This window comes from Exiguobacterium sp. EA-TM-5, from assembly GCF_053878415.1.
On the sequence record NZ_CM132670.1, the window covers coordinates 1,656,329 to 1,676,926 of the forward strand.

General features: G+C 43.5%; 24 protein-coding genes. All 24 read left to right on the top strand.

From position 1 onward, the window contains the following. Positions 1–5 precede the first annotated feature (5 nt). Complete coding sequence (gene fliM / locus ACV3PA_RS08485; protein ID WP_023468710.1) at positions 6–989, top strand: flagellar motor switch protein FliM; 984 nt, start codon at positions 6–8, stop codon at positions 987–989. A gap of 1 nt (position 990) precedes the next feature. Next, complete coding sequence (fliY, locus tag ACV3PA_RS08490; protein WP_456124447.1) at positions 991–2,121, top strand: flagellar motor switch phosphatase FliY; 1,131 nt, start codon at positions 991–993, stop codon at positions 2,119–2,121. 14 nt (positions 2,122–2,135) lie between these two features. Further along, positions 2,136–2,501, top strand: a complete 366-nt coding sequence (locus ACV3PA_RS08495) for a response regulator (RefSeq protein ID WP_023468708.1) — start codon at positions 2,136–2,138, stop codon at positions 2,499–2,501. Then, the gene (locus ACV3PA_RS08500) at positions 2,498–2,989 is read left to right on the top strand and encodes a flagellar biosynthetic protein FliO (protein ID WP_456124448.1); all 492 of its coding nucleotides are present in this window, start codon (positions 2,498–2,500) and stop codon (positions 2,987–2,989) included. The genes ACV3PA_RS08495 and ACV3PA_RS08500 overlap by 4 nt, the downstream gene beginning before the upstream one ends. Next, entirely contained in the window at positions 2,986–3,654 is a 669-nt protein-coding gene (gene fliP, locus ACV3PA_RS08505; protein ID WP_053453782.1) for a flagellar type III secretion system pore protein FliP, read from the top strand. Before ACV3PA_RS08500 ends, fliP begins: the two co-directional genes overlap by 4 nt. 11 nt (positions 3,655–3,665) lie before the next feature. Beyond that, complete coding sequence (gene fliQ, locus ACV3PA_RS08510; protein ID WP_023468705.1) at positions 3,666–3,938, top strand: flagellar biosynthesis protein FliQ; 273 nt, start codon at positions 3,666–3,668, stop codon at positions 3,936–3,938. Further along, on the top strand, positions 3,935–4,702 hold the full coding sequence (gene fliR / locus ACV3PA_RS08515; protein WP_456124449.1) for a flagellar biosynthetic protein FliR: 768 nt from the start codon (positions 3,935–3,937) through the stop codon (positions 4,700–4,702). Before fliQ ends, fliR begins: the two co-directional genes overlap by 4 nt. A 4-nt stretch (positions 4,703–4,706) precedes the next feature. Next, complete coding sequence (flhB, locus tag ACV3PA_RS08520) at positions 4,707–5,798, top strand: flagellar biosynthesis protein FlhB (RefSeq protein ID WP_053453780.1); 1,092 nt, start codon at positions 4,707–4,709, stop codon at positions 5,796–5,798. 14 nt (positions 5,799–5,812) lie between these two features. Beyond that, positions 5,813–7,837, top strand: a complete 2,025-nt coding sequence (flhA, locus tag ACV3PA_RS08525) for a flagellar biosynthesis protein FlhA (RefSeq protein WP_053453779.1) — start codon at positions 5,813–5,815, stop codon at positions 7,835–7,837. A 3-nt stretch (positions 7,838–7,840) separates the two neighbouring features. After that, positions 7,841–8,893, top strand: coding sequence for a flagellar biosynthesis protein FlhF (locus ACV3PA_RS08530; protein WP_053453778.1), 1,053 nt, complete (start codon positions 7,841–7,843; stop codon positions 8,891–8,893). Continuing rightward, positions 8,890–9,744, top strand: a complete 855-nt coding sequence (locus ACV3PA_RS08535) for a MinD/ParA family protein (protein ID WP_053453777.1) — start codon at positions 8,890–8,892, stop codon at positions 9,742–9,744. The genes ACV3PA_RS08530 and ACV3PA_RS08535 overlap by 4 nt, the downstream gene beginning before the upstream one ends. 26 nt (positions 9,745–9,770) lie before the next feature. Then, a complete protein-coding gene (locus tag ACV3PA_RS08540; RefSeq protein ID WP_053453776.1) occupies positions 9,771–11,765 on the top strand; it encodes a chemotaxis protein CheA in 1,995 nt (664 codons plus the stop codon). Between the two features lie 11 nt (positions 11,766–11,776). Then, the gene (locus ACV3PA_RS08545; RefSeq protein WP_023468698.1) at positions 11,777–12,205 is read left to right on the top strand and encodes a chemotaxis protein CheW; all 429 of its coding nucleotides are present in this window, start codon (positions 11,777–11,779) and stop codon (positions 12,203–12,205) included. Continuing rightward, positions 12,198–12,806 (top strand): chemotaxis protein CheC, encoded by a 609-nt coding sequence (locus ACV3PA_RS08550; protein WP_456124450.1) that lies wholly within the window; start codon positions 12,198–12,200, stop codon positions 12,804–12,806. Before ACV3PA_RS08545 ends, ACV3PA_RS08550 begins: the two co-directional genes overlap by 8 nt. Beyond that, entirely contained in the window at positions 12,799–13,281 is a 483-nt protein-coding gene (locus ACV3PA_RS08555) for a chemotaxis protein CheD (RefSeq protein ID WP_023468696.1), read from the top strand. The genes ACV3PA_RS08550 and ACV3PA_RS08555 overlap by 8 nt, the downstream gene beginning before the upstream one ends. A gap of 13 nt (positions 13,282–13,294) precedes the next feature. After that, entirely contained in the window at positions 13,295–14,068 is a 774-nt protein-coding gene (locus ACV3PA_RS08560; protein WP_053453774.1) for a FliA/WhiG family RNA polymerase sigma factor, read from the top strand. 13 nt (positions 14,069–14,081) lie between these two features. Then, positions 14,082–14,561: a hypothetical protein gene (locus tag ACV3PA_RS08565; protein ID WP_456124451.1), complete on the top strand. Its 480-nt coding sequence runs from the start codon at positions 14,082–14,084 to the stop codon at positions 14,559–14,561. Positions 14,562–14,690: 129 nt separating this feature from the next. Then, a complete protein-coding gene (gene rpsB, locus ACV3PA_RS08570; protein ID WP_012370721.1) occupies positions 14,691–15,425 on the top strand; it encodes a 30S ribosomal protein S2 in 735 nt (244 codons plus the stop codon). An 82-nt stretch (positions 15,426–15,507) separates the two neighbouring features. Continuing rightward, positions 15,508–16,389, top strand: coding sequence for a translation elongation factor Ts (tsf, locus tag ACV3PA_RS08575; RefSeq protein ID WP_456124452.1), 882 nt, complete (start codon positions 15,508–15,510; stop codon positions 16,387–16,389). A gap of 111 nt (positions 16,390–16,500) precedes the next feature. Next, positions 16,501–17,220, top strand: a complete 720-nt coding sequence (gene pyrH, locus ACV3PA_RS08580; RefSeq protein ID WP_053453772.1) for a UMP kinase — start codon at positions 16,501–16,503, stop codon at positions 17,218–17,220. Position 17,221: 1 nt separating this feature from the next. Further along, the gene (gene frr / locus ACV3PA_RS08585; RefSeq protein WP_023468691.1) at positions 17,222–17,779 is read left to right on the top strand and encodes a ribosome recycling factor; all 558 of its coding nucleotides are present in this window, start codon (positions 17,222–17,224) and stop codon (positions 17,777–17,779) included. A 79-nt stretch (positions 17,780–17,858) separates the two neighbouring features. Then, positions 17,859–18,599, top strand: coding sequence for an undecaprenyl pyrophosphate synthase (locus ACV3PA_RS08590; protein ID WP_053453771.1), 741 nt, complete (start codon positions 17,859–17,861; stop codon positions 18,597–18,599). A 20-nt stretch (positions 18,600–18,619) separates the two neighbouring features. Then, entirely contained in the window at positions 18,620–19,420 is an 801-nt protein-coding gene (locus ACV3PA_RS08595) for a phosphatidate cytidylyltransferase (protein ID WP_456124453.1), read from the top strand. Positions 19,421–19,433: 13 nt separating this feature from the next. Then, a complete protein-coding gene (locus tag ACV3PA_RS08600; RefSeq protein ID WP_053453769.1) occupies positions 19,434–20,588 on the top strand; it encodes a 1-deoxy-D-xylulose-5-phosphate reductoisomerase in 1,155 nt (384 codons plus the stop codon). The last annotated feature ends 10 nt before the right edge of the window (positions 20,589–20,598 follow it).

A 20,598-nucleotide genomic window follows, 5' to 3' on the forward strand; every position in this document is an offset into this window, starting at 1 on the left:
GCAGCATGAGCGAAGTATTATCACAACATGAAATTGACGCCTTGCTATCAGCTATTTCAAGTGGAGATATGGAAGTTGAGGAAATCAGGAGTCAAGAAGAAGAGCGTCGCGTTAAAGTGTATGATTTCAAGCGTGCTCTTCGTTTCTCTAAAGACCAATTACGAAATTTAACGCGCATTCATGAGCAATTTGCTCGAGTGCTAACGACTCACTTTTCAGCTCAGTTAAGAACATATGTCCAGTTTACTGTGAATACGGTGGAACAACTGCCTTATGACGAATTTATTCATTCTATTCCAAATATGACATTAATCAATTTGGTCAACCTTCAGCCATTAGACGGGAAAGTCATTTTTGAAGTGAATCCAAACATTGCATATGCCATGTTAGATCGACTTCTTGGTGGACCGGGCGAAGGAATGAACAAAATTGAGAACTTAACAGAAATTGAAACACGAATTTTAACGCAGTTGTTTAAACGAGCATTCGTACAATACGGAGCAGCATGGGAATCGATTACAGAATTAGAAGCTGAATATGATGATCTTGAGATTAATCCACAATTTCTTCAGCTCGTTTCTCCAAACGAAACGGTTATACTCGTGTCCATTTATGTAACTGTCGGCGAAGTGAGTGGCACATTAAATGTATGTTTACCTTTCGTCACGTTGGAACCGATTTTACCTAAACTATCCAGTCATTTTTGGATGCAACAAGATAAACGTAAATCAATCAATGATCAAGCGTCTGAACATATGCAGACTCAATTAATGAGTTCTGTCGTCGATTTGAAAGCAGTGCTTGGCCAGACGGATCTGTCGTTTGGTGAGTTGTTACACCTCGAAGTTGGCGACTGTCTATCCCTGAAGACACGTACATCTGATCCGGTTGAACTGTTCGTCGATGATCGTAAAATGTTCAAGGCGCGACCAGGTCTAAATGGGAAGCATCTCGCTTTACAAGTCATACAACGAATTGAGGAGGAATAACATGAGCGATATGCTTTCGCAAGATGAGATCGATGCTTTATTAAGAGGAGCGCCATCTGATTCTGATGATGTGAGCGATAGCCAATCTGATGAAGAAGTTTTAGACGAAATGGAAATCGATGCACTTGGAGAAGTTGGGAATATTTCTTTAGGGAATTCAGCTACGGCTTTATCCGCGTTATTGAATCAAAAAGTAGAAATCACGACGCCACATGTTCGAATGATTACGATGGATGAACTAAGAAGTCGGTATCCAATTCCGCATGTTGCTTTACGCGTTGGATATACAGAAGGTTTTAAAGGTGAAAATGTCCTCATCTTAACACAACGAGATGCCTCCATTATTGCGAACTTAATGATGGGTGGAGATGGTGTCATTGATGAGACTGCTGAGATGGAGCCGATTGCGCTCTCAGCTGTACAAGAAGCGATGAACCAAATGATGGGAGCTGCCGCTACATCGATGTCAACGGTATTCTCCATGAGAATTGATATCTCACCTCCAGCTGTTGAAATCTTTGATTTTTCTCAAGAGAAAAGTATCGTAGATAGTTTCTCTCTTTGGGACAGCATGGTCATCATTGAGTTCGATTTGAAAATCGGTACATTGATTGATTCGAAAATCGTACAGTTGGCACCGCTCGAGTTTTCGAAACAACTCATTCAAAAGTTGTTCTTAGCGAGTACTGAAGTATCACATGAACCTTCACCGGTTCAACCTGCGGCACATACTCAACCTAAGCCGTCACCGGTCGTTGAAGCTTCTCCGCCGCCTGCAAAACCTGCTCCAGTTCAGGAGCAAGTAGTGAAAGAGAGTGTTGCTGTCAGTCCTGTCCAATTCGGTCAATTAAGTGATGCACAAGTAGACGGAACACCTTCTAATATTGGTATGTTGTATGACGTGCCATTGAACGTCACGGTTGAACTAGGACGTACGCGACGATCGGTTAGAGATATTTTAGAACTGACGCAAGGTTCCATCATTGAACTTGATAAATTAGCAGGTGAACCAGTAGATGTGTTTGTAAATAATACGTTGATTGCGACTGGAGAAGTCGTTGTCATTGAAGAAAATTTCGGAGTACGTATTACAGAAATCGTAAATACAAAAGAACGTCTTCGGATGTTCTAAGGAGGAACTATATAATGAGTGCAAAAGTATTAATCGTAGATGACGCTGCTTTCATGCGAATGATGATCAAGGAAATTTTATCGAAGAACGGCTATGATGTCGTTGGTGAAGCGGAGAATGGATTAGAGGCTGTTTCGAAGTATAAGGAATTAACACCAGATCTCGTCACACTTGATATCACGATGCCAGAAATGGATGGAATCTCTGCTTTAAAAGAAATTAAAGCAATTAATCCGGCTGCCAAAGTCATCATGTGTTCAGCAATGGGACAACAGTCGATGGTTATCGATGCGATTCAAGCAGGTGCGAAAGATTTCATCGTCAAACCGTTCCAAGCAGATCGTGTACTTGAAGCGGTCTCGAAAACTGTCTCGTCATGAAAAAAGTGACTTTGCTGATTTGTCTACTGTTTTTGCTTGCGCTTCCCGTAAATGCAGAAACAGTCGAAGAAAAATTAAATCCAACTCAGAACGATGCACCGGCGACTCAGCAAGTCGATGAGAGTCCTTCCATGGCGTTGACCATTTTTAAAGGAATCGTCGTTCTGATCGTCTTGATCGGCGGATTCATCCTTGTGACACGATTCATTCATGAACGGACGCGAGGTGTTAGACATTCTGGACGATTGACACATCTAGGTGGAGTACCACTTGGGAAAGATCGATCGGTCCAGTTAGTCAAGATACAAGGTAAGATTTACGTCGTCGGTGTTGGTGAAAATGTACAATTATTAGATACTTTGGATGATTTTGAAGGATACGAATCGACGGATTTTGAAGAGTCTTCTCCTAAATCATCACCATCACCGTTTCTTGAGACGTTTAAACAACAACTCGAACAACTGCAAAAGAATCGAGGGCGCTCATGAATACGATTGAGAATCTGATATCACTCGATACTCCGTCAGGAACAGCGACATCCATTAAACTGCTCGTGTTATTGACGTTGTTATCGCTTGCACCGTCACTACTCATCTTAATGACCTGTTTCACACGTGTCGTCGTCGTATTGTCTTTCGTCCGTTCGGCTCTCGGAACGCAACAGACGCCACCGAACCAGTTACTCGTCGGACTCGCTTTGTTCATCACGTTATTCGTCATGTCGCCTGTCTTATCTGAATTAAACACGACGGCTCTTAAACCATATATGGCAGATAAAATTAGTCAAGATGAAGCGTTTGATAATGCGGGAGATACGATGAAACGGTTCATGTCGAAGCACACGCGCACGAACGATTTAGAGTTGTTTTTAAAATACGGTAATTATGAAAAACCAAAAAAGATTGAAGATATTCCACTTGTCGCACTCGTTCCAGCATATGCGATCAGTGAATTAAAAACGGCGTTTCAAATCGGGTTCATGATCTTCATACCTTTCCTTGTCATTGATATGGTTGTTTCAAGCGTCCTGATGTCGATGGGGATGATGATGTTGCCACCTGTCATGATTGCGTTACCGTTTAAATTATTGTTATTTATTTTAGTTGACGGCTGGCACCTGATCGTTGAATCGTTGCTTGTCAGTATGCGTTAGGGGGAGAGAAGATGACTCAAGAAATGATTATTCAGTTGGCAAGTTCTGCTGTCTGGACATTACTCAAAGTTTCGGCTCCCTTGTTACTCGTCTCGCTCGTTGTCGGTCTACTCGTCAGTATCTTACAGGCGACGACGCAGATTCAGGAACAAACGTTATCGTTCGTTCCGAAGATCGTTGCCGTCTTTTTAGCACTCGTCTTTTTCGGTCCATGGATCATGCAGGAGTTACAGACCTTTACGATTGATCTATTTAAGCAAATCGCTGAGGTTTCCCGAAAATGACGTTACTTTCTTTCCTGAGTGTCTTTCTGCTCGTCTTTGGACGAATCGTCGGTTTCCTCGTTTCGGCTCCCTTGTTCTCGTCAAAGCAATTACCTGCGCAGCATAAATTGGCGCTAGCGGCAGGTTTAGCTTACTTTGCGAGTTACGCCGTGAAGACAGATGTCCGCGTAGAAGATTTCGATTTTTTCTTTCGAATGGGAACGGAAGTCCTGATTGGTTTAGCTCTAGGCTTACTTGCCAGTTTTTTATTGTATGCGCCACAAATTGCTGGTTCGATCATCGATTTGCAGATGGGACTTGCGATGGCTTCGGCTTATGATCCGATGTTTGGCGGACAATCACCCATCGTTGGACGATTTTATTACATGCTGACGTTACTCGTCCTACTCGCTTCCAATATGCATCTGATTTTACTTGACGGAATCTATACGAGTTTTCAAATCTTTCCGCCGGGTACTCTGATAGCGGTGTCGGGTGACGCAGGAATGAGTTTGGTCATCCGTGTCGTTGGTCTTGCAATGCTGACCGCTTTGCAAATGGCAATGCCACTAGTTGTTTCACTATTTTTAGTCGATCTCGCACTCGGTTTTTTAGCGAAAACGGCACCCCAATTCAACATTTTTGCAATTGGTTTTTCAGTCAAACTTTTGATGGGGTACGCCATCTTGTTTTTATTAGCAGGTGCGACGATCACAGGGATTGGTCGATTCGTCCCATTACTACAAGATGTACTTGCAGATGCCATTCGATTACTAGGAGGTTAAGGACATGTATACATATCGATTACGCCTTGACCTTCAGTACTTCGCTGGTGAAAAGACGGAGAAGGCGACACCTCGAAAGCGGGATGACTCTCGTAAGAAGGGTCAAGTCGCAAAATCAGCGGATTTGACGAGTAGTTTTATGTTATTCGCGATGTTTCTCGTCCTCTATTTTTTTGGTCCATTTCTAGGAAGGCGATTCGTGCTTGTTTTACAAGATGGTCTCAGTGCAAGTCAAGTCTTGCAGGCTGTCGAGGAGGGACGGATCGAACAGATTCTCGTCGAGATGCTCATTCAGATGGGAATTCTCGTTGCACCGTTTTTCTTAACTGCGGTTGTTATCGGTATTCTAGGAAATTTCGTCCAGATTGGTGTACTTCTGAGTGGTGAGGCGATTCAACCTAAACTAGATCGTATCAATCCACTGCAAGGTGTCAAACGCATCGTTAGCGTCAAAGCGCTCGTCGAGTTTCTAAAATCCGTTTTTAAACTGCTTGTCATCGGTGTGACGAGTGGTACGGTCTTATGGAACAACAAGGTCGAAATTTCGCGGTTGACTTCGGAACCGATTGGCGATGCTTTAGCTATTATTGGTCATTTAACATTTTTACTCGGTTTGTCCGTTAGTATCGCTTTAATTGCGTTAGCCATTTTAGACTTTGCTTATCAAAAATTTGATTTTGAGAAGTCGATTCGAATGAGTAAACAAGATTTAAAGGACGAACATAAGAATACGGAAGGTGACCCTCAAATCAAAGGAAAAATCAAACAACAACAACGGGAGATGGCGATGCGGCGGATGATGCAAGAAATACCAAATGCCGATGTCGTCATCACGAACCCGACACATTATGCGGTAGCGATCCAATACGATGACGGAAAACATATGGCACCGATCGTCGTTGCGAAAGGCGTAGATGCTGTCGCGTTCCGGATTCGGGAGAAGGCGACAGCAGCTGATGTCCCGATTGTTGAAAACCGTCCGCTCGCGCGGGCGTTGTTCGCTCAATCAGAAATTGGTATGGCAGTGGATGAATCGTTCTATCAGGCGCTCGCTGAAACACTCGCCTTTGTCTATCAACTGAAACAAGCAAAATGAAAGGATGAAGCATCATGAGTATATCAACACGAGATTTAACAGTTCTGCTAGGCGTCATCATGATCGTCTTCATGCTCGTCATTCCACTGCCTGCTATCATGCTCGATTTTTTAATCATCATCAATATTCTAATTGCCTTGATGGTACTACTCGTTGCGATGAATGCCAAAGAGGCACTTGAGTTTTCTGTATTTCCAACATTATTACTGATCGTTACGCTGTTTCGTCTCGCGCTCAATGTCTCAACGACACGGGCGATTTTATCAAACGGAAACGGTGGCGAAGTCATCGAAGCTTTCGGTAGTTTTGTTGTCGGCGGTAATGCCCTTGTCGGCTTCGTTGTTTTCTTGATTCTCGTCTTGATCCAGTTTCTTGTTATCACAAAGGGTTCAGAACGAGTATCGGAAGTTTCGGCACGTTTTACACTCGATGCGATGCCAGGGAAACAAATGGCAATCGATGCCGACTTAAATTCTGGCATGATTGATGAACTACAAGCACGAACTCGCCGCCAAAAGATACAATCGGAAGCAGATTTTTATGGAGCGATGGACGGAGCTTCAAAGTTTGTTAAAGGAGATGCGATTGCCGGAATCATCATCGTCATCATCAACTTGATTTTTGGAATGATCATCGGTGTCGTCCAGCAAGGGTTACCGATGATGGAATCTGTAAATTTGTATACGTTGCTAACAGTTGGTGATGGTCTCGTCAGTCAGATTCCAGCGCTTTTGATTTCAGTTGCGACTGGTATCATCGTCACACGTTCTACATCTGACGGAAATCTCGGTGAGGATGTCATCGGTCAATTGACACGGACACCACTTCTCGTTGGAATTGCGGCAGGAGCGATTTTCTTACTCGGATTGTTCACGGCGATTCCAGATTACGTCACGATGCCGATTGCAGCGTTGTTTGGATTTTTTGCTTGGCGAATGAAGCAGACGACAAAGACGATGCAAGAAGAGGTGGCTGTCGAAGAAGCACCAAGCGAAAATTTACGATCAAGCGAATCAGTCATTTCCTTACTGAATGTCGATACGATTGAATTCGAATTTGGTTACGGTTTGATTCCACTCGCTGATGAAGCGCAAGGGGGAGACTTACTGGACCGTGTCGTTATGATTCGAAGACAGCTGGCACTTGAGCTCGGTTTTGTTCTACCGACCGTTCGGATTCGTGATCATCTTCAGTTATCCCCGAATCAGTATCGAATCAAGATTCGTGGAAGTGAGATGGCAAGCGGAGAATTGTTGCTCGATCATTATTTAGCAATGAGTCCAGGTGTCGACGATCCAGAAATCCGCGGCATCGAGACAGTCGAACCGGCATTTGGTATGCCGGCACTATGGATTGATGAGCAGACACGAAGTCGAGCAGAAATGTCAGGCTATACGGTAGTTGATCCACCATCTGTTGTAGCTACTCATCTAACAGAACTCTTAAAGAAACATGCGGCTGAATTACTCGGCCGGGAAGAAACGAAACAATTGGTCGATCATTTGAAGGAATCGCATCCGATTCTAGTGGAGGAAGTTACGCCGCAATTACTATCAATTGGAGATTTACAAAAAGTATTCGTTCAACTATTAAAAGAGAAAATTTCAATTCGAAATCTACCATTGATTTTTGAAACATTGGCTGATTATGCAGCAGTAACCAAGGATAGTGAACTGCTAGCAGAGTATGTTCGCCAATCCTTATCACGTCAAATTACTGAACAGGTCATGCAAGGCGAGGTGTTACACGTCGTAACAGTCTCAAGTGAGATGGAACTCGATATTCAGTCGGCGATTCAGAAGACGGAGTTTGGTAATTATTTAGCGCTTGATCCCGAAAAAGCGAGTCGCTTCATCGAAACGCTTCAAGAGCGAACACTGGAGTTCGAACGCTACGGCGCACATCCAATCATTCTGACTTCTCCAAGTATTCGGATGTTCGTCCGTCAGTTGACAGAACGATACTTCCCAGATATACCGGTCTTATCGTATAACGAATTAATGCCGACAATCGAAGTGAAGAGTATTGGGGTGATATAAGCGATGATAGTAAAAAAAATCGTAGCAGATACGGTAGCTGAAGCCATGGAGCGAATCAAACAAGAGTTAGGCGAAGAGGCTATCATCTTAAATACAAGGCATATAAAAGTCGGCGGTATTTTCGGAGTCTTTGCTAAACGAAAAGTGGAGTTAGTCGGTTCAGTTGATGAACATGTGGAAGACAAATCGGATGTTAAAGTTGAACTACCGTCTAGAGTGAGTCCTCGTGTGAACCAATTAGAAATACGATCAATCGCAGATCGTCCTACAATCATTACCGTAGGAGAAAGACCATTACCAAGAGAGCTCAGACACTATTCGAAGTTACTGGCCGAGCCAGCACTGAATCAGTTGGCAGAGCAGTTACATGAGAAACTTGTGTCGACCTATTATCAAACGCAGCAAACTGAATTGAACACTGTCCTACTCGAAGAGGTTCAAACAAAGATTCGAACGAAAACGACGCACTCGAAATTCATCATGTTAACAGGTCCTACAGGAGTCGGAAAGACGACTACGATTGCAAAATTAGCAGCTTATTATACGTTAACTGAGAAAAAACGTGTCGGTCTCATTACGACGGATACGTATCGAATATCTGCTATTGAGCAATTAAAGACATATGCAGATATTTTAGATATCCCAATCCATGTCGCATACGACCTGCATGACTTCGAGCAAGCGAAAGTAGCTTTACAATCGTGCGATATCGTTCTAATTGATACAGCAGGTAGGAATTTTCTCGATGCGGGGTATGTTGAACAATTAAAAAGTCGACATGATTTCGAAGATACAGATGTTTTTCTTGTACTTAGTTTGACTGCGAAGTACCAAGATCTACTTCGTATGTATGATCGCTTTCAATCCGTACCTGTATCTGGATTTATTTTCTCAAAAGCGGACGAGACAAGTGAATTATGGTCAATTGTTGGTCTCGCAGAAGCGAGTGACTTACCAATTTATTGTATAACTACTGGTCAAGAGGTGCCTGAAGATATCACGTTCAGTTCTGTAGAAGAGATATCCCAGATGGTCGTCGAGAGAGGAATGGGATGATGCAAGAAGATCAAGCTCGAGTCCTACGCTCTAAATTATCCGTAAATGAGACTAAAACAATTGCAATTGTCAGTGGTAAAGGTGGCGTCGGGAAAACGAACGTCGCTGTCAATTTAGGTGTTGCTCTATCTCTTCAAAACAAGAAGGTACTTATCATCGATTTAGATATCGGTATGGCCAACATTGGTATTTTACTTGGTAAATCTTCTAAGTTATCACTGATGGAATGTGTGAAGAGGAGAGAGTCACTACAACAGTCAATTGTAGAGTATTCATCAACCCTTCAGTTCATTCATGGTGGAAGTGGATTCGCAGAATTGACAAATTTTACGAGTGACGATATTACCTTTTTACTACGTGAATTCCGATTCTTCTATGAATATGATTACGTATTACTCGATCTAGGTGCTGGTGCTAATCATCAAACGTTTGATTTCATTGGTAGCGCAGATGAAGCATGGCTGGTTGTTACACCAGAACCTACTTCCATCATGGATGGGTATGCGTTTGTAAAATTAGCACATCATCATGCGAATGAATTGCCCATCTCTGTGATTGTCAATCGAGCTACTAATGGTGAAGAGGCTCTTGAAACATTCGATCGTCTCGAATTAGTCAGCTCTCAATTTTTAAAAAAATCATTACGTTTCATTGGTTTTCTACCTGAAGATCAAACAGTTGTGAAAGCGGTTAAAGCACAAATGCCATTTTATATCATGGATCGAAAAAGTCATGTCAGTTGGCGAATGGATCACATTACTACTTCGTTGACGGGTGTTCGCGTAAAAGAGCGAAAGTTTTTAGATCGATTATTAAGTCGACTAAAGCATGGGAAGGATCATGTCCATTAAGTTGGAAATAAAGGAGGAAATCATTCATGGACTTAAATGAATATGTAGGGTTGTTCCTTGATGAATCAATGGAGCATCTTCAAGCGATTAATACTAGCTTATTGGATTTCGAACAACGTATGGATGACGAAGCTGTCATTGATCAAATTTTTCGGTCAGCTCACACACTCAAAGGAATGGCGGGAACGATGGGGTATGATGCTATTGCTGACTTAACACATGAAATGGAGAGCGCGCTCGATTTAGTTCGTTCTAAAAAACAACCAGCCACCCCCGAACTAATTGATGTATTATTCGTCGCAGCAGAACAGCTTGAGACGATGGTTGAAGATATTAGTCGAGGCGGGAAAGGGAAATTAGATGTAACGGAGACGGTAAATCGATTGAAGCGGTTCATTCAACCGAATGATGTACAGGTCGAAACGAATGTTCTACCTACGACGCAACAGAATTTTGAATGTGATGTCTATTCAAAAGCGGTCGTCCAACAATCGATTGCAGCAGGCTATCAAGCGTACGTGTTATCAGTCGAACTATCAGCTGATGTCATCCTAAAGGCTGCTCGCGTTTATATGGTGTTTGATCGTCTTCAATCACTTGGAGACGTCATCCTCTCCAATCCGACTTCAGATGACTTAGAGCAAGAACATTTTGATACATCATTTGAGATTCTATTCGTAACACAGAGTGAAAAAGAGACTATTCGAGAAGCAGTTGAAGCTGTATCAGAAGTGGCGAACGTTTCCATCGTTCCTTTTGAGACGACGTCAGAAGCGGAAGTTGCCACTTCTACGTTACAACAAGAACCCGTTACTAAAGAGACTCAAAAAGAGTCAACTTCTACGAGTGAACCAATAGATGTTACGGCACCAGTCGCTTCAAAAACGATTCGTGTCAATCTTGAACGGATTGATCGTCTCATGAACTTATTTGAGGAGTTCATCATCGATCGAGGACGCTTAGAACGAATTGCGGCAGAAGTCGGTTCTCCTGAACTAACGGATACTGTCGAGCGAATTAAGCGCGGTACGAACGAATTACAGTCTCTCGTATTGACTTTACGTATGATGCCGATTGAACAAGTATTTAATCGTTTCCCACGAATGGTACGTTCTGTATCCAAAGATGTCGGAAAACACATAAAACTTCATATCACTGGTGCTGAAACCGAGTTGGATCGAACAGTCATCGATGAGATTGGTGATCCACTTGTTCACTTGATTCGTAACGCAATCGATCATGGAATCGAAAATAAGGCGGACCGGATTCTTGCTGGGAAACCTGTTGAAGGGAATTTATCATTACGCGCTTATCATTCGGGAAATCGAGTCTTCATTGAGATTGAAGACGACGGTGCTGGAATCAATCATGAACGCGTCACGCGAATTGCGATTGAGAAGGAGCTAATTACGGAAGAAGAGGCTGCGCTATTAACAATCGAAGAAGCATCGATGTTACTGTTCGCTCCAGGTTTCTCAACAGCAGAAACGGTGACGGATTTGTCTGGACGAGGTGTTGGACTCGATGTTGTTAAATCAAAGATTGAATCTCTTGGTGGAGAAGTATTCGTAGAAACACGTCGTGGTGAAGGTACGATTTTCAGAATTAGTCTACCACTTACGCTATCCATCATTTCAGCAATGTTGGTTGAACTTGGTAAAGAAACGTATGCGATTCCATTGACAGCAATCATTGAGACAACATCGTTACGAAGCACTTCCATTCTTCAGGCTCACCGAGAAAAAGTATTCGATTTCCGTGGACAACTTGTACCTTTAATTTCTTTGAATGAAGTATACGGTTTACCACAACATGATGCGGATGCCTACTCGGTTGTCGTTGTTCGTAGTGGTGAAAAACTGGCAGGTTTAATTGTCTCTGAATTGATTGGGCAACAAGAAATTGTCATGAAACCATTAGGTAGTTATCTAGAAGGTATTCGAGCTATTTCCGGAGCAACTATACTTGGTGATGGACAAGTGGCATTAATCATTGACAGTAATGCTCTATTACGAAAGTGAGGGAATTGAAGATGGAACAAAAGTGGGTTGTTTTTCAACTAGAAGAGAATTCATATGGGATTGACGTACAATCTGTTCGTTCAATTGAACGTCTTATTCCCATTACACGAATTCCGAATGCTGCTTCTTACGTAAAAGGTGTAATCAATTTGCGTGGAGTTGTAACGCCTGTGATCGATTTACGTTCACGTTTAGGTTTTGACGTGATTGAAGAAACCGAAGAAACACGAATCATCATTGCCACACTTGAGCATGGAGACGCTGGATTCATCGTTGATCGAGCGAATGAAGTCGTAGAATCCTCTGAAGTTAGAATCGAGCCTTTGGGGGAACAAAAACAAGAAGATGCATCTTATCTAACGGCAGTCGCAAAAGGAGAAGACCAACTGTTTTCTTTAATCGAACCAAATCGATTATTTGAGGATATCGTTCATGCTTAACTCAGACCAAAAAGATATTTTCAAAGAAATTGGAAATATCGGAGCAGGTCATGCTGCTACAGCGTTATCTACACTATTAGGGAAACCGATTGAAATCGAAGTGCCGTCAGCCGAACTAGAATCGTTTACGACGATCATAGATCGTGTTGGTGGTGCAGAAGCTTACACTGCTGGTGCGTTGTTGCGGTTCTCAGGAGATATTCGAGCGACATTGCTTTTTTTAATGCCACTTCATGATGCAGAAAAGTTAATTGGACAGCTTATGAAATCTGAATTCCAATTTTTCTCTGATTCACATGAAATGGGGGTTTCTGCCTGGGAGGAAATCGGGAATATACTTATTGGTGCATATGCACGCTCGATTTCAGATTGGTTGGATTTATCCCTCCAAGTCAGCGTTCCTGCTTCTGCATTTGATATGGTTGGAGCTCTACTCGAGGTGGCATTGCTTGAATCTTCAACACCAGGAAATATGGCATTGTATATCGACACTCATCTTTCTAGTGCCGGGAATGAATTGACTGGACACTTGCTTCTCCTTCCTGAAGCAAATGCGTTTCAGACAGTTTTTCAGCGATTGGGTGTGGATATTGATGGATGAACTCATACGCATTGGAATTGCAGAATACGCGATTAGTAAACAACCTGTCATTCTTCGTACTGCTGGACTTGGTTCTTGCGTTGGGGTCGTCATTTATGATCAAGAGCGAGGATTATCAAGTATGGCACATGTCATGTTGCCAGATTCAGCAATTAGTCGCAATCGCGAGGCTGAAATCGGTAAATTCGCAGATACTGCTATTCTAGAAATCGTAAAACGCCTACGAGCAAATGGTGCATTACGTTTACGCGCTAAGATTGCTGGTGGTGCACAGATGTTTCAATTCAAATACGAGCATGAATCGATGCGAATTGGAGAACGAAACATTGCGTCCGTCAAAGATATGTTACAAAAGACAGGAATCCCACTCGTTGCAGAAGATGTAGGTGGCACGAATGGACGGACGATCGAGTTCCACTCAAAGTCAGGACGTCTCGTTATCCGGACAGTAAATGTCGGGACGTTGGAAATATAGAGGAGGAATGGTCATGCGTGAGGAATTACAACAACTTTGGGATCGATGGCTATCGACACGTGATATCACGGTAGCAGATGAATTACTTTTGAATTACGAGCCCCTCGTTCAATATCATGTTCAACGCCTAAGTGCAACATTACCTAAAAGTGTCGATCGGGATGAATTGAAAAGTTTAGGAATGATGGGATTGTACGATGCTCTTCAAAAATTCGATCAAAATCATAATAATAAATTCGACACGTATGCCGCCTTTCGGATTCGAGGAGCAATTCTAGATGGATTGCGAAAAATCGATTGGTTACCACGTTCTTTACGAGAAAAAGCAAAGCGGGTCGAAGCAGCTGTTGAAATACTAGAGCAATCTCTTCAAAGAACTCCGACGATTGAAGAAGTATCTTCGATCGTGGAAATGTCTACGGATGAAGTGAAGAGTGCGTTAGCTGAAAGTTATTTTGCAAACGTATTATCGATTGATGAAGCCGTCACCTTACAAGATGAAGGAAAAGCAATGACCGTTTCCTATCTAGACCCTGATACTGCGACTCCGGAAGACATGTTATTGATGCGTGAATTGATTGCTAAATTAGCAGAGGAAGTTAAAGAACTGTCTGAAAAAGAACAACTGGTCGTTTCGTTGTTCTATTATGAAGAATTAACGTTGACCGAGATTGGAGAAATCCTTGAACTGTCTACATCTCGGATTTCTCAAATCCATTCCAAAGCATTACGTAAATTAAAAAATGCATTGGGAAGTGCATACTTAGCAGATCGTGTCGCAATGTGAAAGGAAATCCATCATGACAGTCGTGTATATACTTTTAGCAGCTCTTATATGCTACGCATTACTCTTACTGTTTCGTCAGCAAGCGGATTTAAAAGATCGTATCTCCCGTTTGGAGCGTGAAAAAAGCGAAACAGAGCAAGTTTTATTAAGCTTTATGGAACAAGTGAGTGAAATGACCGAGCAGAACTCAAAAGCTGAAGCCTCATCCAATGTTATAAATGAAGCACATCAGAACCTATCAACGGAATCAGTCTTATCTGAGGAAAATGTTGTGCAAAATGAACAAGCCGAATCATTTCTTAAAGCATCAGTTCTTTCTGAAATACAGATCGAAGAACAGGACTTAACAGAAGAACAAGTCTTAACAGATGTTGAACAGGCGTTACGCGAAGGGACAGATCTTGAGACACTCGCTCGTTCTTTGAATCGAGGAACGGGTGAGGTCGCTTTGATCGCAAAACTTTCTCGTCAAACGAAGGTTGCTCCTCGTTAATCTTTATGCTATATTAGTCTACGGTGTTAATTACGCACGCATGTATCGCCAGCTGCGGTGCCTTTAATAGGTTAGCTGGATAGACGATCATCGCGGAGGACATCCAAAACCCAAAAGGAGGAATTCATCATGGCAGTAATCTCGATGAAACAATTGTTAGAAGCTGGTGTACACTTCGGTCACCAAACACGCCGTTGGAACCCAAAAATGGCGAAATACATCTTCACAGAACGGAACGGAATCTACATCATCGACCTTCAAAAAACGGTCAAAAAAGTAGACGAAGCTTATAACTTCATCCGTGAAGTAGCGTCTGAAGGCGGAAACGTTCTTTTCGTTGGTACGAAAAAACAAGCACAAGACACTGTGAAAGAAGAAGCGATCCGTGCAGGACAATACTTCATCAACGAACGTTGGTTGGGTGGAACTCTCACGAACTTCTCTACAATCAAAAAACGTATCAACCGTTTGAAACAACTCGAAAAAATGGAAGAGAACGGTACATTCGAAGTTCTTCCTAAAAAAGAAGTCATCATTCTTAAAAAAGAAATGACTCGTCTTGAGAAATTCCTCGGCGGTATCAAAGATATGCCAGGCGTTCCGGATGCACTCTTCATCGTTGACCCACGCAAAGAGCGTATCGCGATTGCAGAAGCACACAAACTCAACATCCCAATCGTTGCGATTGTTGATACTAACTGTGATCCAGACGAAATCGACTACGTCATCCCAGCGAACGACGATGCGATCCGTGCAGTCAAATTGCTCACTGGTAAAATGGCTGACGCAATCCTCGAAGTTAAACAAGGCGAAGATAACGTAGCACCTGAAACTACTGAAGAAGTAGTAGCAGACGCTGAGTAATTCGTGATGCCAGGTGATAAAGGGAATCGACCTTTTATCACCTTTTTTTTGAAAATAAGGACGTTATAAGGAGGAATATCGAATGGCTATTACAGCAGCAATGGTTAAAGAACTTCGTGAAAAAACAGGTGCAGGTATGCTAGACTGCAAAAAAGCACTCGTTGAAACTGACGGTGACATGAACGCAGCAGTAGATTTCTTGCGTGAAAAAGGAATCGCCAAAGCAGCAGCAAAAGGCGATCGTATCGCAGCTGAAGGGTTGACTGCAGTTGCAGTTGATGGCAACAAAGCAGCACTCGTCGAAATCAACTCAGAAACAGACTTCGTTGCGAAAAACGAACGTTTCCAAACGCTCGTTCAAAACATCGCTGATGCTGTTCTTCGTAACGGTTCTGAGACTGCTGAAGCAGCGCTCGCTTCTGAATACGAAGCAGGTAAAACAATCGACACGTACATCTCAGAAGAAGCTTCTACAATCGGAGAGAAAATTTCACTCCGTCGCGTAGCTCTCTTCACAAAAGCAGATGACGCAGCATTCGGTTCTTACCTCCACATGGGTGGACGCATCGGTTCAGTCGTCGTTATCGAAGGTACGACAGATGAAACAGTTGCAAAAGACGTTGCAATGCACATCGCAGCAGCTCGTCCACTTTACGTTGACCGTACTTCTGTTACAGAAGAAGAAAAAGCACGTGAAGAAAAAGTTCTTACTGAGCAAGCATTGAACGAAGGAAAACCAGCTAACATCGTTGAAAAAATGATCGTTGGTCGTATGAACAAGTTCTTCGAGGAAATCTGCCTCGTCGATCAAACGTTCGTTAAGGATCCAGACTTCAAAGTTGGTAAATTTGTAGAATCTAAAGGCGGTAAAGTCGTGTCATTCGTACGCTTCGAAGTTGGAGAAGGTATGGAAAAACGCGAAGAGAACTTCGCTGAAGAAGTTATGAACCAACTTAAAAAATAAGAATCGGGATCATCCTGATGACAAGAGAAGGAACACGTATGCTTCAATCCACTTTCGTGTGGAAGTGGTTCGTGTTCCTTTTTTACGGAATTTAGCAAGGGGGACATAGTCATGCAACCGAAATATAACCGGATTGTGTTAAAATTGAGCGGAGAAGCGCTCGCAGGAGATCAAGGGTTTGGGATCAATCCTGTCATCGTCAAATCTATCTCGGAACAGATTCGCGAATTAATTGAATTGAATGTTGAAGTAGCGGTCGTTGTCGGAGCTGGAAATATTTGGCGTGGTAAAACAGGAGCAGAACTTGGGATGGACCGGGCCAATGCCGATTATATGGGGATGCTAGCGACAGTCATGAACTCGCTTGCGCTTCAAGACAGTTTAGAAGATGTAGGTGTTGAAACGCGTGTTCAAACATCAATCGAGATGCGCCAAGTAGCAGAACCATATATCCGTCGCCGCGCAATGCGTCACCTGGAAAAAGGGCGCGTTGTCATCTTTGCAGCAGGTACAGGGAACCCATACTTCTCGACTGATACGACGGCTGCGCTTCGTGCGGCAGAAATCGAAGCAGAAGTCATCTTGATGGCAAAAAACAACGTCGATGGTGTGTACTCAGCTGATCCAAATGTTGATCCAGAAGCGAAGAAATTCGAGACACTTTCTTACTTGGATGTTTTAAAAGATGGACTTCAAGTCATGGATTCTACAGCTACATCACTTTGTATGGACAATGACATCCCGCTCATCGTCTTCTCGTTGATGGAAGAAGGAAACATCAAACGTGTCGTCATCGGTGACGAAATCGGGACAATCGTAAGGGGGAAATAATATGTCAAAAGAAATCTTGAAACAAGCCGAAGAACGGATGGAAAAAGCACATCTTTCACTTAAAAAGGAACTTGCAACACTCCGTGCAGGTCGTGCGAATGTTGCCATTTTAGATCCCGTTCAAGTCGAATACTATGGTTCACCAACACCGCTGAATCAAGTAGCGAATGTCAACACACCAGAAGCACGCCTGATCTTGATCACTCCTTGGGATAAGTCAATGGTCAGCGAGATCGAAAAAGCGATTCAACGTGCTGATCTTGGTCTTGCACCGTCATCTGATGGTACAGTCATCCGTCTTGCGATTCCACCATTAACGGAAGAGCGTCGGAAGGAACTTGTTAAACTCGTCAAGAAGTATACGGAAGAAGGAAAAGTTGCGCTCCGTAACATTCGTCGTGATACGAACGAACAGTTGAAAAAACAAGAAAAAGATGGTGCATTGACAGAAGACGATCTGCGTGGTTACACAGAAGATGTTCAGACGTTGACAGACAAGTTCGTCAAACAACTTGATCAAACGGCAACGGAAAAAGAACAAGAAATCATGGAAGTATGACGCGACGGATCGTCATGGGGGGGACTCTTTGTCACACGAAGAGTCCCTTTCTTCATAATTGAGAGAGGAGGAAGTGCGAATGTTTCAATGGTTGAATCAGACGAAAGAAACCGAAACCTATGAGCGGGTGCCTGAACATGTTGCCATTATTATGGATGGAAATGGACGATGGGCAAAAAAACGTGGGCTTCCACGAATCATGGGACATCGTGAAGGTATGAAATCGATTCGAGAAGTTGTTCGAGTCGCCAATGAGCTTGGTATCAAAAGCTTGACACTGTATGCCTTCTCAACTGAAAACTGGACGCGTCCAGAAGAAGAAGTAAATTTTCTAATGAAGCTCCCAGCTCAGTTTTTAGAATCAGATTTAAAAGAACTCGATGCCCAAAATGTTAAAGTCGAGGTAGCAGGTGAAGTATCTCGCCTCCCTCATTTCACGCGCGAGGCGGTCGAACAAGCGAAGCTGGATACGCAACACAATACAGGACTTCGTCTGATTTTCGCTCTGAATTATGGAGGACGCGATGAACTTGTGCAAGTCATGCAAAAACTGGGCGCCCAAGTCCAAGCAGGCTTATTGTCACCGGATGCGATTACACCGGAGACGATTGAACGCGAGTTGATGACAGGATCCGTGACGGATGTCGATTTTGTGATTCGGACAAGCGGGGAACAACGCCTGTCGAACTTCTTGCTGTGGCAAGCAGCCTATGCAGAGTTTTATTTCACAGATATCCTGTGGCCGGAATTTCGTCGTGAGGCATTTCTAGCTGCAATTGAAGATTACAATCAACGGACACGCCGGTTCGGCGGCGTCTGATTAAAATGAGGAACTAGCTTATGAAAACTCGAATTATTACAGGGATATGGGCGGGCGCCATCTTTTTGGCACTTTTGTACATCGGTGGACTACCCTTTTTAGCGTTTATGGTAGTCTTAACGATTCTCGGGTATACCGAACTCGTCCGGATGCGACAATGGAGTGGCTCACGTATTCCAAGGATTTTATTTGGAATTGGAACGCTATTGCCGTTTATCGGTATTTATGAGGAGGCAGTTGATCGGACACTTCCAATCGGACTCTCACCTATCGCTTGGGCGATGATCATCTTGTTAGTCGGTCTGTTCTGGAATGTCTTTTCAAAGAACGTCTTTACATTTGACGATGTTGCCTTTTTGCTATTGACTGCCGTTTATGTCGGTGTCGGTTTTGCGTCATTCGCCTACATCCGCTTACTCGAACACGGATTAACATGGTCACTCTTAATCATTCTCTTGATTTGGTTTACCGATTCCGGAGCGTACTTCGTCGGGAAACGATTTGGTAAGAATAAACTGTGGCCATCGATTAGCCCGAATAAAACAATTGAAGGGGCAGTCGGTGGTGTCATACTCGCCATCTTACTTGGTGTCGTGTTCGAAACCATTGAACCGACAGTTGGTTTTGGAAAAGTCATTTTACTTGCCATCATCGTTGCCGTCGTGGGTCAACTTGGTGATTTGGTCCAGTCAGCCTACAAACGCCACTACGGTGTAAAGGATTCTGGAACGTTACTACCGGGTCATGGTGGTATTTTAGATCGGTTCGACAGCATGATGATCGTCTTTACGGTCCTCGTCGTACTTGATATCTTTGCTTGAGGAGGCGCTTCATATGAAGAAAATCAGTATCATCGGCGGGACAGGATCGATTGGTACGCAAACGCTTGACGTCATTGCGGCTAATCCTGATCTTTTTGAATTGACGAGTTTTGCATTTGGACGGAATACGACGGTTGCCGTACCGTGGTTGAACCGTTTGCAGCCGATGCTTGTCGGTGTACAGGATGAAACGACTCGCCAAGAACTTGAGCGTCACTTAACATATCAGCCGACGATCGTCATTGGCGAAGAAGGACTGCTTGAGATCGTGACGCATCCCGAAGTCGATACGGTCATTACAGCGGTCGTTGGTGCCGTTGGTTTACGTCCGACGCTTGCAGCGATTGAGGCTGGCAAAACGATTGGGTTAGCGAATAAAGAAACACTCGTAACAGCAGGTCATCTCGTCATGAAACGAGCACGCGAAAAAAACGTCACTATCTTACCGGTCGATAGTGAACATGCAGCAATCTTCCAATGTTTGAACGGGGAACGACGTGAGGATGTGCGTCAAATCATCTTGACGGCGTCAGGCGGAAGCTTCCGCGATCAAACACGTGAAGAATTAGCAGACGTTACGGTCGAACAAGCTCTTGCACATCCAAACTGGTCGATGGGAGCGAAAATCACGATTGATTCCGCAACGATGATGAACAAAGGGTTCGAAGTCATTGAAGCGCATTGGTTATTTGATGTCGACTATGCGGATATTGATGTCGTCATTCACCGGGAATCAATCATCCACTCGATGGTTGAGTTCAACGATGGTGCAGTAATGGCGCAACTTGGCATGCCAGACATGCGGGAGCCGATTCAGTACGCTCTTACATATCCGTCCCGCCTTGAAATCCAAGGGGGAGAACGGTTAAACTTAAAGCAAATCGGACGCTTACACTTTGCTGATGCTTCATTCGACCGTTATCCATTGTTACGACTTGCTTTTGAAGCTGGTCAAGCCGGTGGTTCGATGCCATCAGTACTCAATGCTGCGAACGAACAAGCAGTGGACCGCTTTTTAAAAGGGGACATTCGCTTTTTAGAAATCGAAGCGAGCGTTGAGGCGGCGCTTCAAGCTCACGACCTTATCGAAGAGCCATCCTTGGATCAAATCCTTGCGGCAGACCGATGGGCGCGTGAGTTCGTATCGTCTCTTACATTCGCTAACTAAGGATGGGATA

What these genes read in the sequence shown, in the direction of transcription:
- fliM (WP_023468710.1), top strand. Translation starts at nt 6, where the DNA reads ATGAGCGAAGTATTATCACAACATGAAATTGACGCCTTGCTATCAGCT.
- fliY (WP_456124447.1), top strand. Translation starts at nt 991, where the DNA reads ATGAGCGATATGCTTTCGCAAGATGAGATCGATGCTTTATTAAGAGGA.
- ACV3PA_RS08495 (WP_023468708.1), top strand. Translation starts at nt 2,136, where the DNA reads ATGAGTGCAAAAGTATTAATCGTAGATGACGCTGCTTTCATGCGAATG.
- ACV3PA_RS08500 (WP_456124448.1), top strand. Translation starts at nt 2,498, where the DNA reads ATGAAAAAAGTGACTTTGCTGATTTGTCTACTGTTTTTGCTTGCGCTT.
- fliP (WP_053453782.1), top strand. Translation starts at nt 2,986, where the DNA reads ATGAATACGATTGAGAATCTGATATCACTCGATACTCCGTCAGGAACA.
- fliQ (WP_023468705.1), top strand. Translation starts at nt 3,666, where the DNA reads ATGACTCAAGAAATGATTATTCAGTTGGCAAGTTCTGCTGTCTGGACA.
- fliR (WP_456124449.1), top strand. Translation starts at nt 3,935, where the DNA reads ATGACGTTACTTTCTTTCCTGAGTGTCTTTCTGCTCGTCTTTGGACGA.
- flhB (WP_053453780.1), top strand. Translation starts at nt 4,707, where the DNA reads ATGTATACATATCGATTACGCCTTGACCTTCAGTACTTCGCTGGTGAA.
- flhA (WP_053453779.1), top strand. Translation starts at nt 5,813, where the DNA reads ATGAGTATATCAACACGAGATTTAACAGTTCTGCTAGGCGTCATCATG.
- ACV3PA_RS08530 (WP_053453778.1), top strand. Translation starts at nt 7,841, where the DNA reads ATGATAGTAAAAAAAATCGTAGCAGATACGGTAGCTGAAGCCATGGAG.
- ACV3PA_RS08535 (WP_053453777.1), top strand. Translation starts at nt 8,890, where the DNA reads ATGATGCAAGAAGATCAAGCTCGAGTCCTACGCTCTAAATTATCCGTA.
- ACV3PA_RS08540 (WP_053453776.1), top strand. Translation starts at nt 9,771, where the DNA reads ATGGACTTAAATGAATATGTAGGGTTGTTCCTTGATGAATCAATGGAG.
- ACV3PA_RS08545 (WP_023468698.1), top strand. Translation starts at nt 11,777, where the DNA reads ATGGAACAAAAGTGGGTTGTTTTTCAACTAGAAGAGAATTCATATGGG.
- ACV3PA_RS08550 (WP_456124450.1), top strand. Translation starts at nt 12,198, where the DNA reads ATGCTTAACTCAGACCAAAAAGATATTTTCAAAGAAATTGGAAATATC.
- ACV3PA_RS08555 (WP_023468696.1), top strand. Translation starts at nt 12,799, where the DNA reads ATGGATGAACTCATACGCATTGGAATTGCAGAATACGCGATTAGTAAA.
- ACV3PA_RS08560 (WP_053453774.1), top strand. Translation starts at nt 13,295, where the DNA reads ATGCGTGAGGAATTACAACAACTTTGGGATCGATGGCTATCGACACGT.
- ACV3PA_RS08565 (WP_456124451.1), top strand. Translation starts at nt 14,082, where the DNA reads ATGACAGTCGTGTATATACTTTTAGCAGCTCTTATATGCTACGCATTA.
- rpsB (WP_012370721.1), top strand. Translation starts at nt 14,691, where the DNA reads ATGGCAGTAATCTCGATGAAACAATTGTTAGAAGCTGGTGTACACTTC.
- tsf (WP_456124452.1), top strand. Translation starts at nt 15,508, where the DNA reads ATGGCTATTACAGCAGCAATGGTTAAAGAACTTCGTGAAAAAACAGGT.
- pyrH (WP_053453772.1), top strand. Translation starts at nt 16,501, where the DNA reads ATGCAACCGAAATATAACCGGATTGTGTTAAAATTGAGCGGAGAAGCG.
- frr (WP_023468691.1), top strand. Translation starts at nt 17,222, where the DNA reads ATGTCAAAAGAAATCTTGAAACAAGCCGAAGAACGGATGGAAAAAGCA.
- ACV3PA_RS08590 (WP_053453771.1), top strand. Translation starts at nt 17,859, where the DNA reads ATGTTTCAATGGTTGAATCAGACGAAAGAAACCGAAACCTATGAGCGG.
- ACV3PA_RS08595 (WP_456124453.1), top strand. Translation starts at nt 18,620, where the DNA reads ATGAAAACTCGAATTATTACAGGGATATGGGCGGGCGCCATCTTTTTG.
- ACV3PA_RS08600 (WP_053453769.1), top strand. Translation starts at nt 19,434, where the DNA reads ATGAAGAAAATCAGTATCATCGGCGGGACAGGATCGATTGGTACGCAA.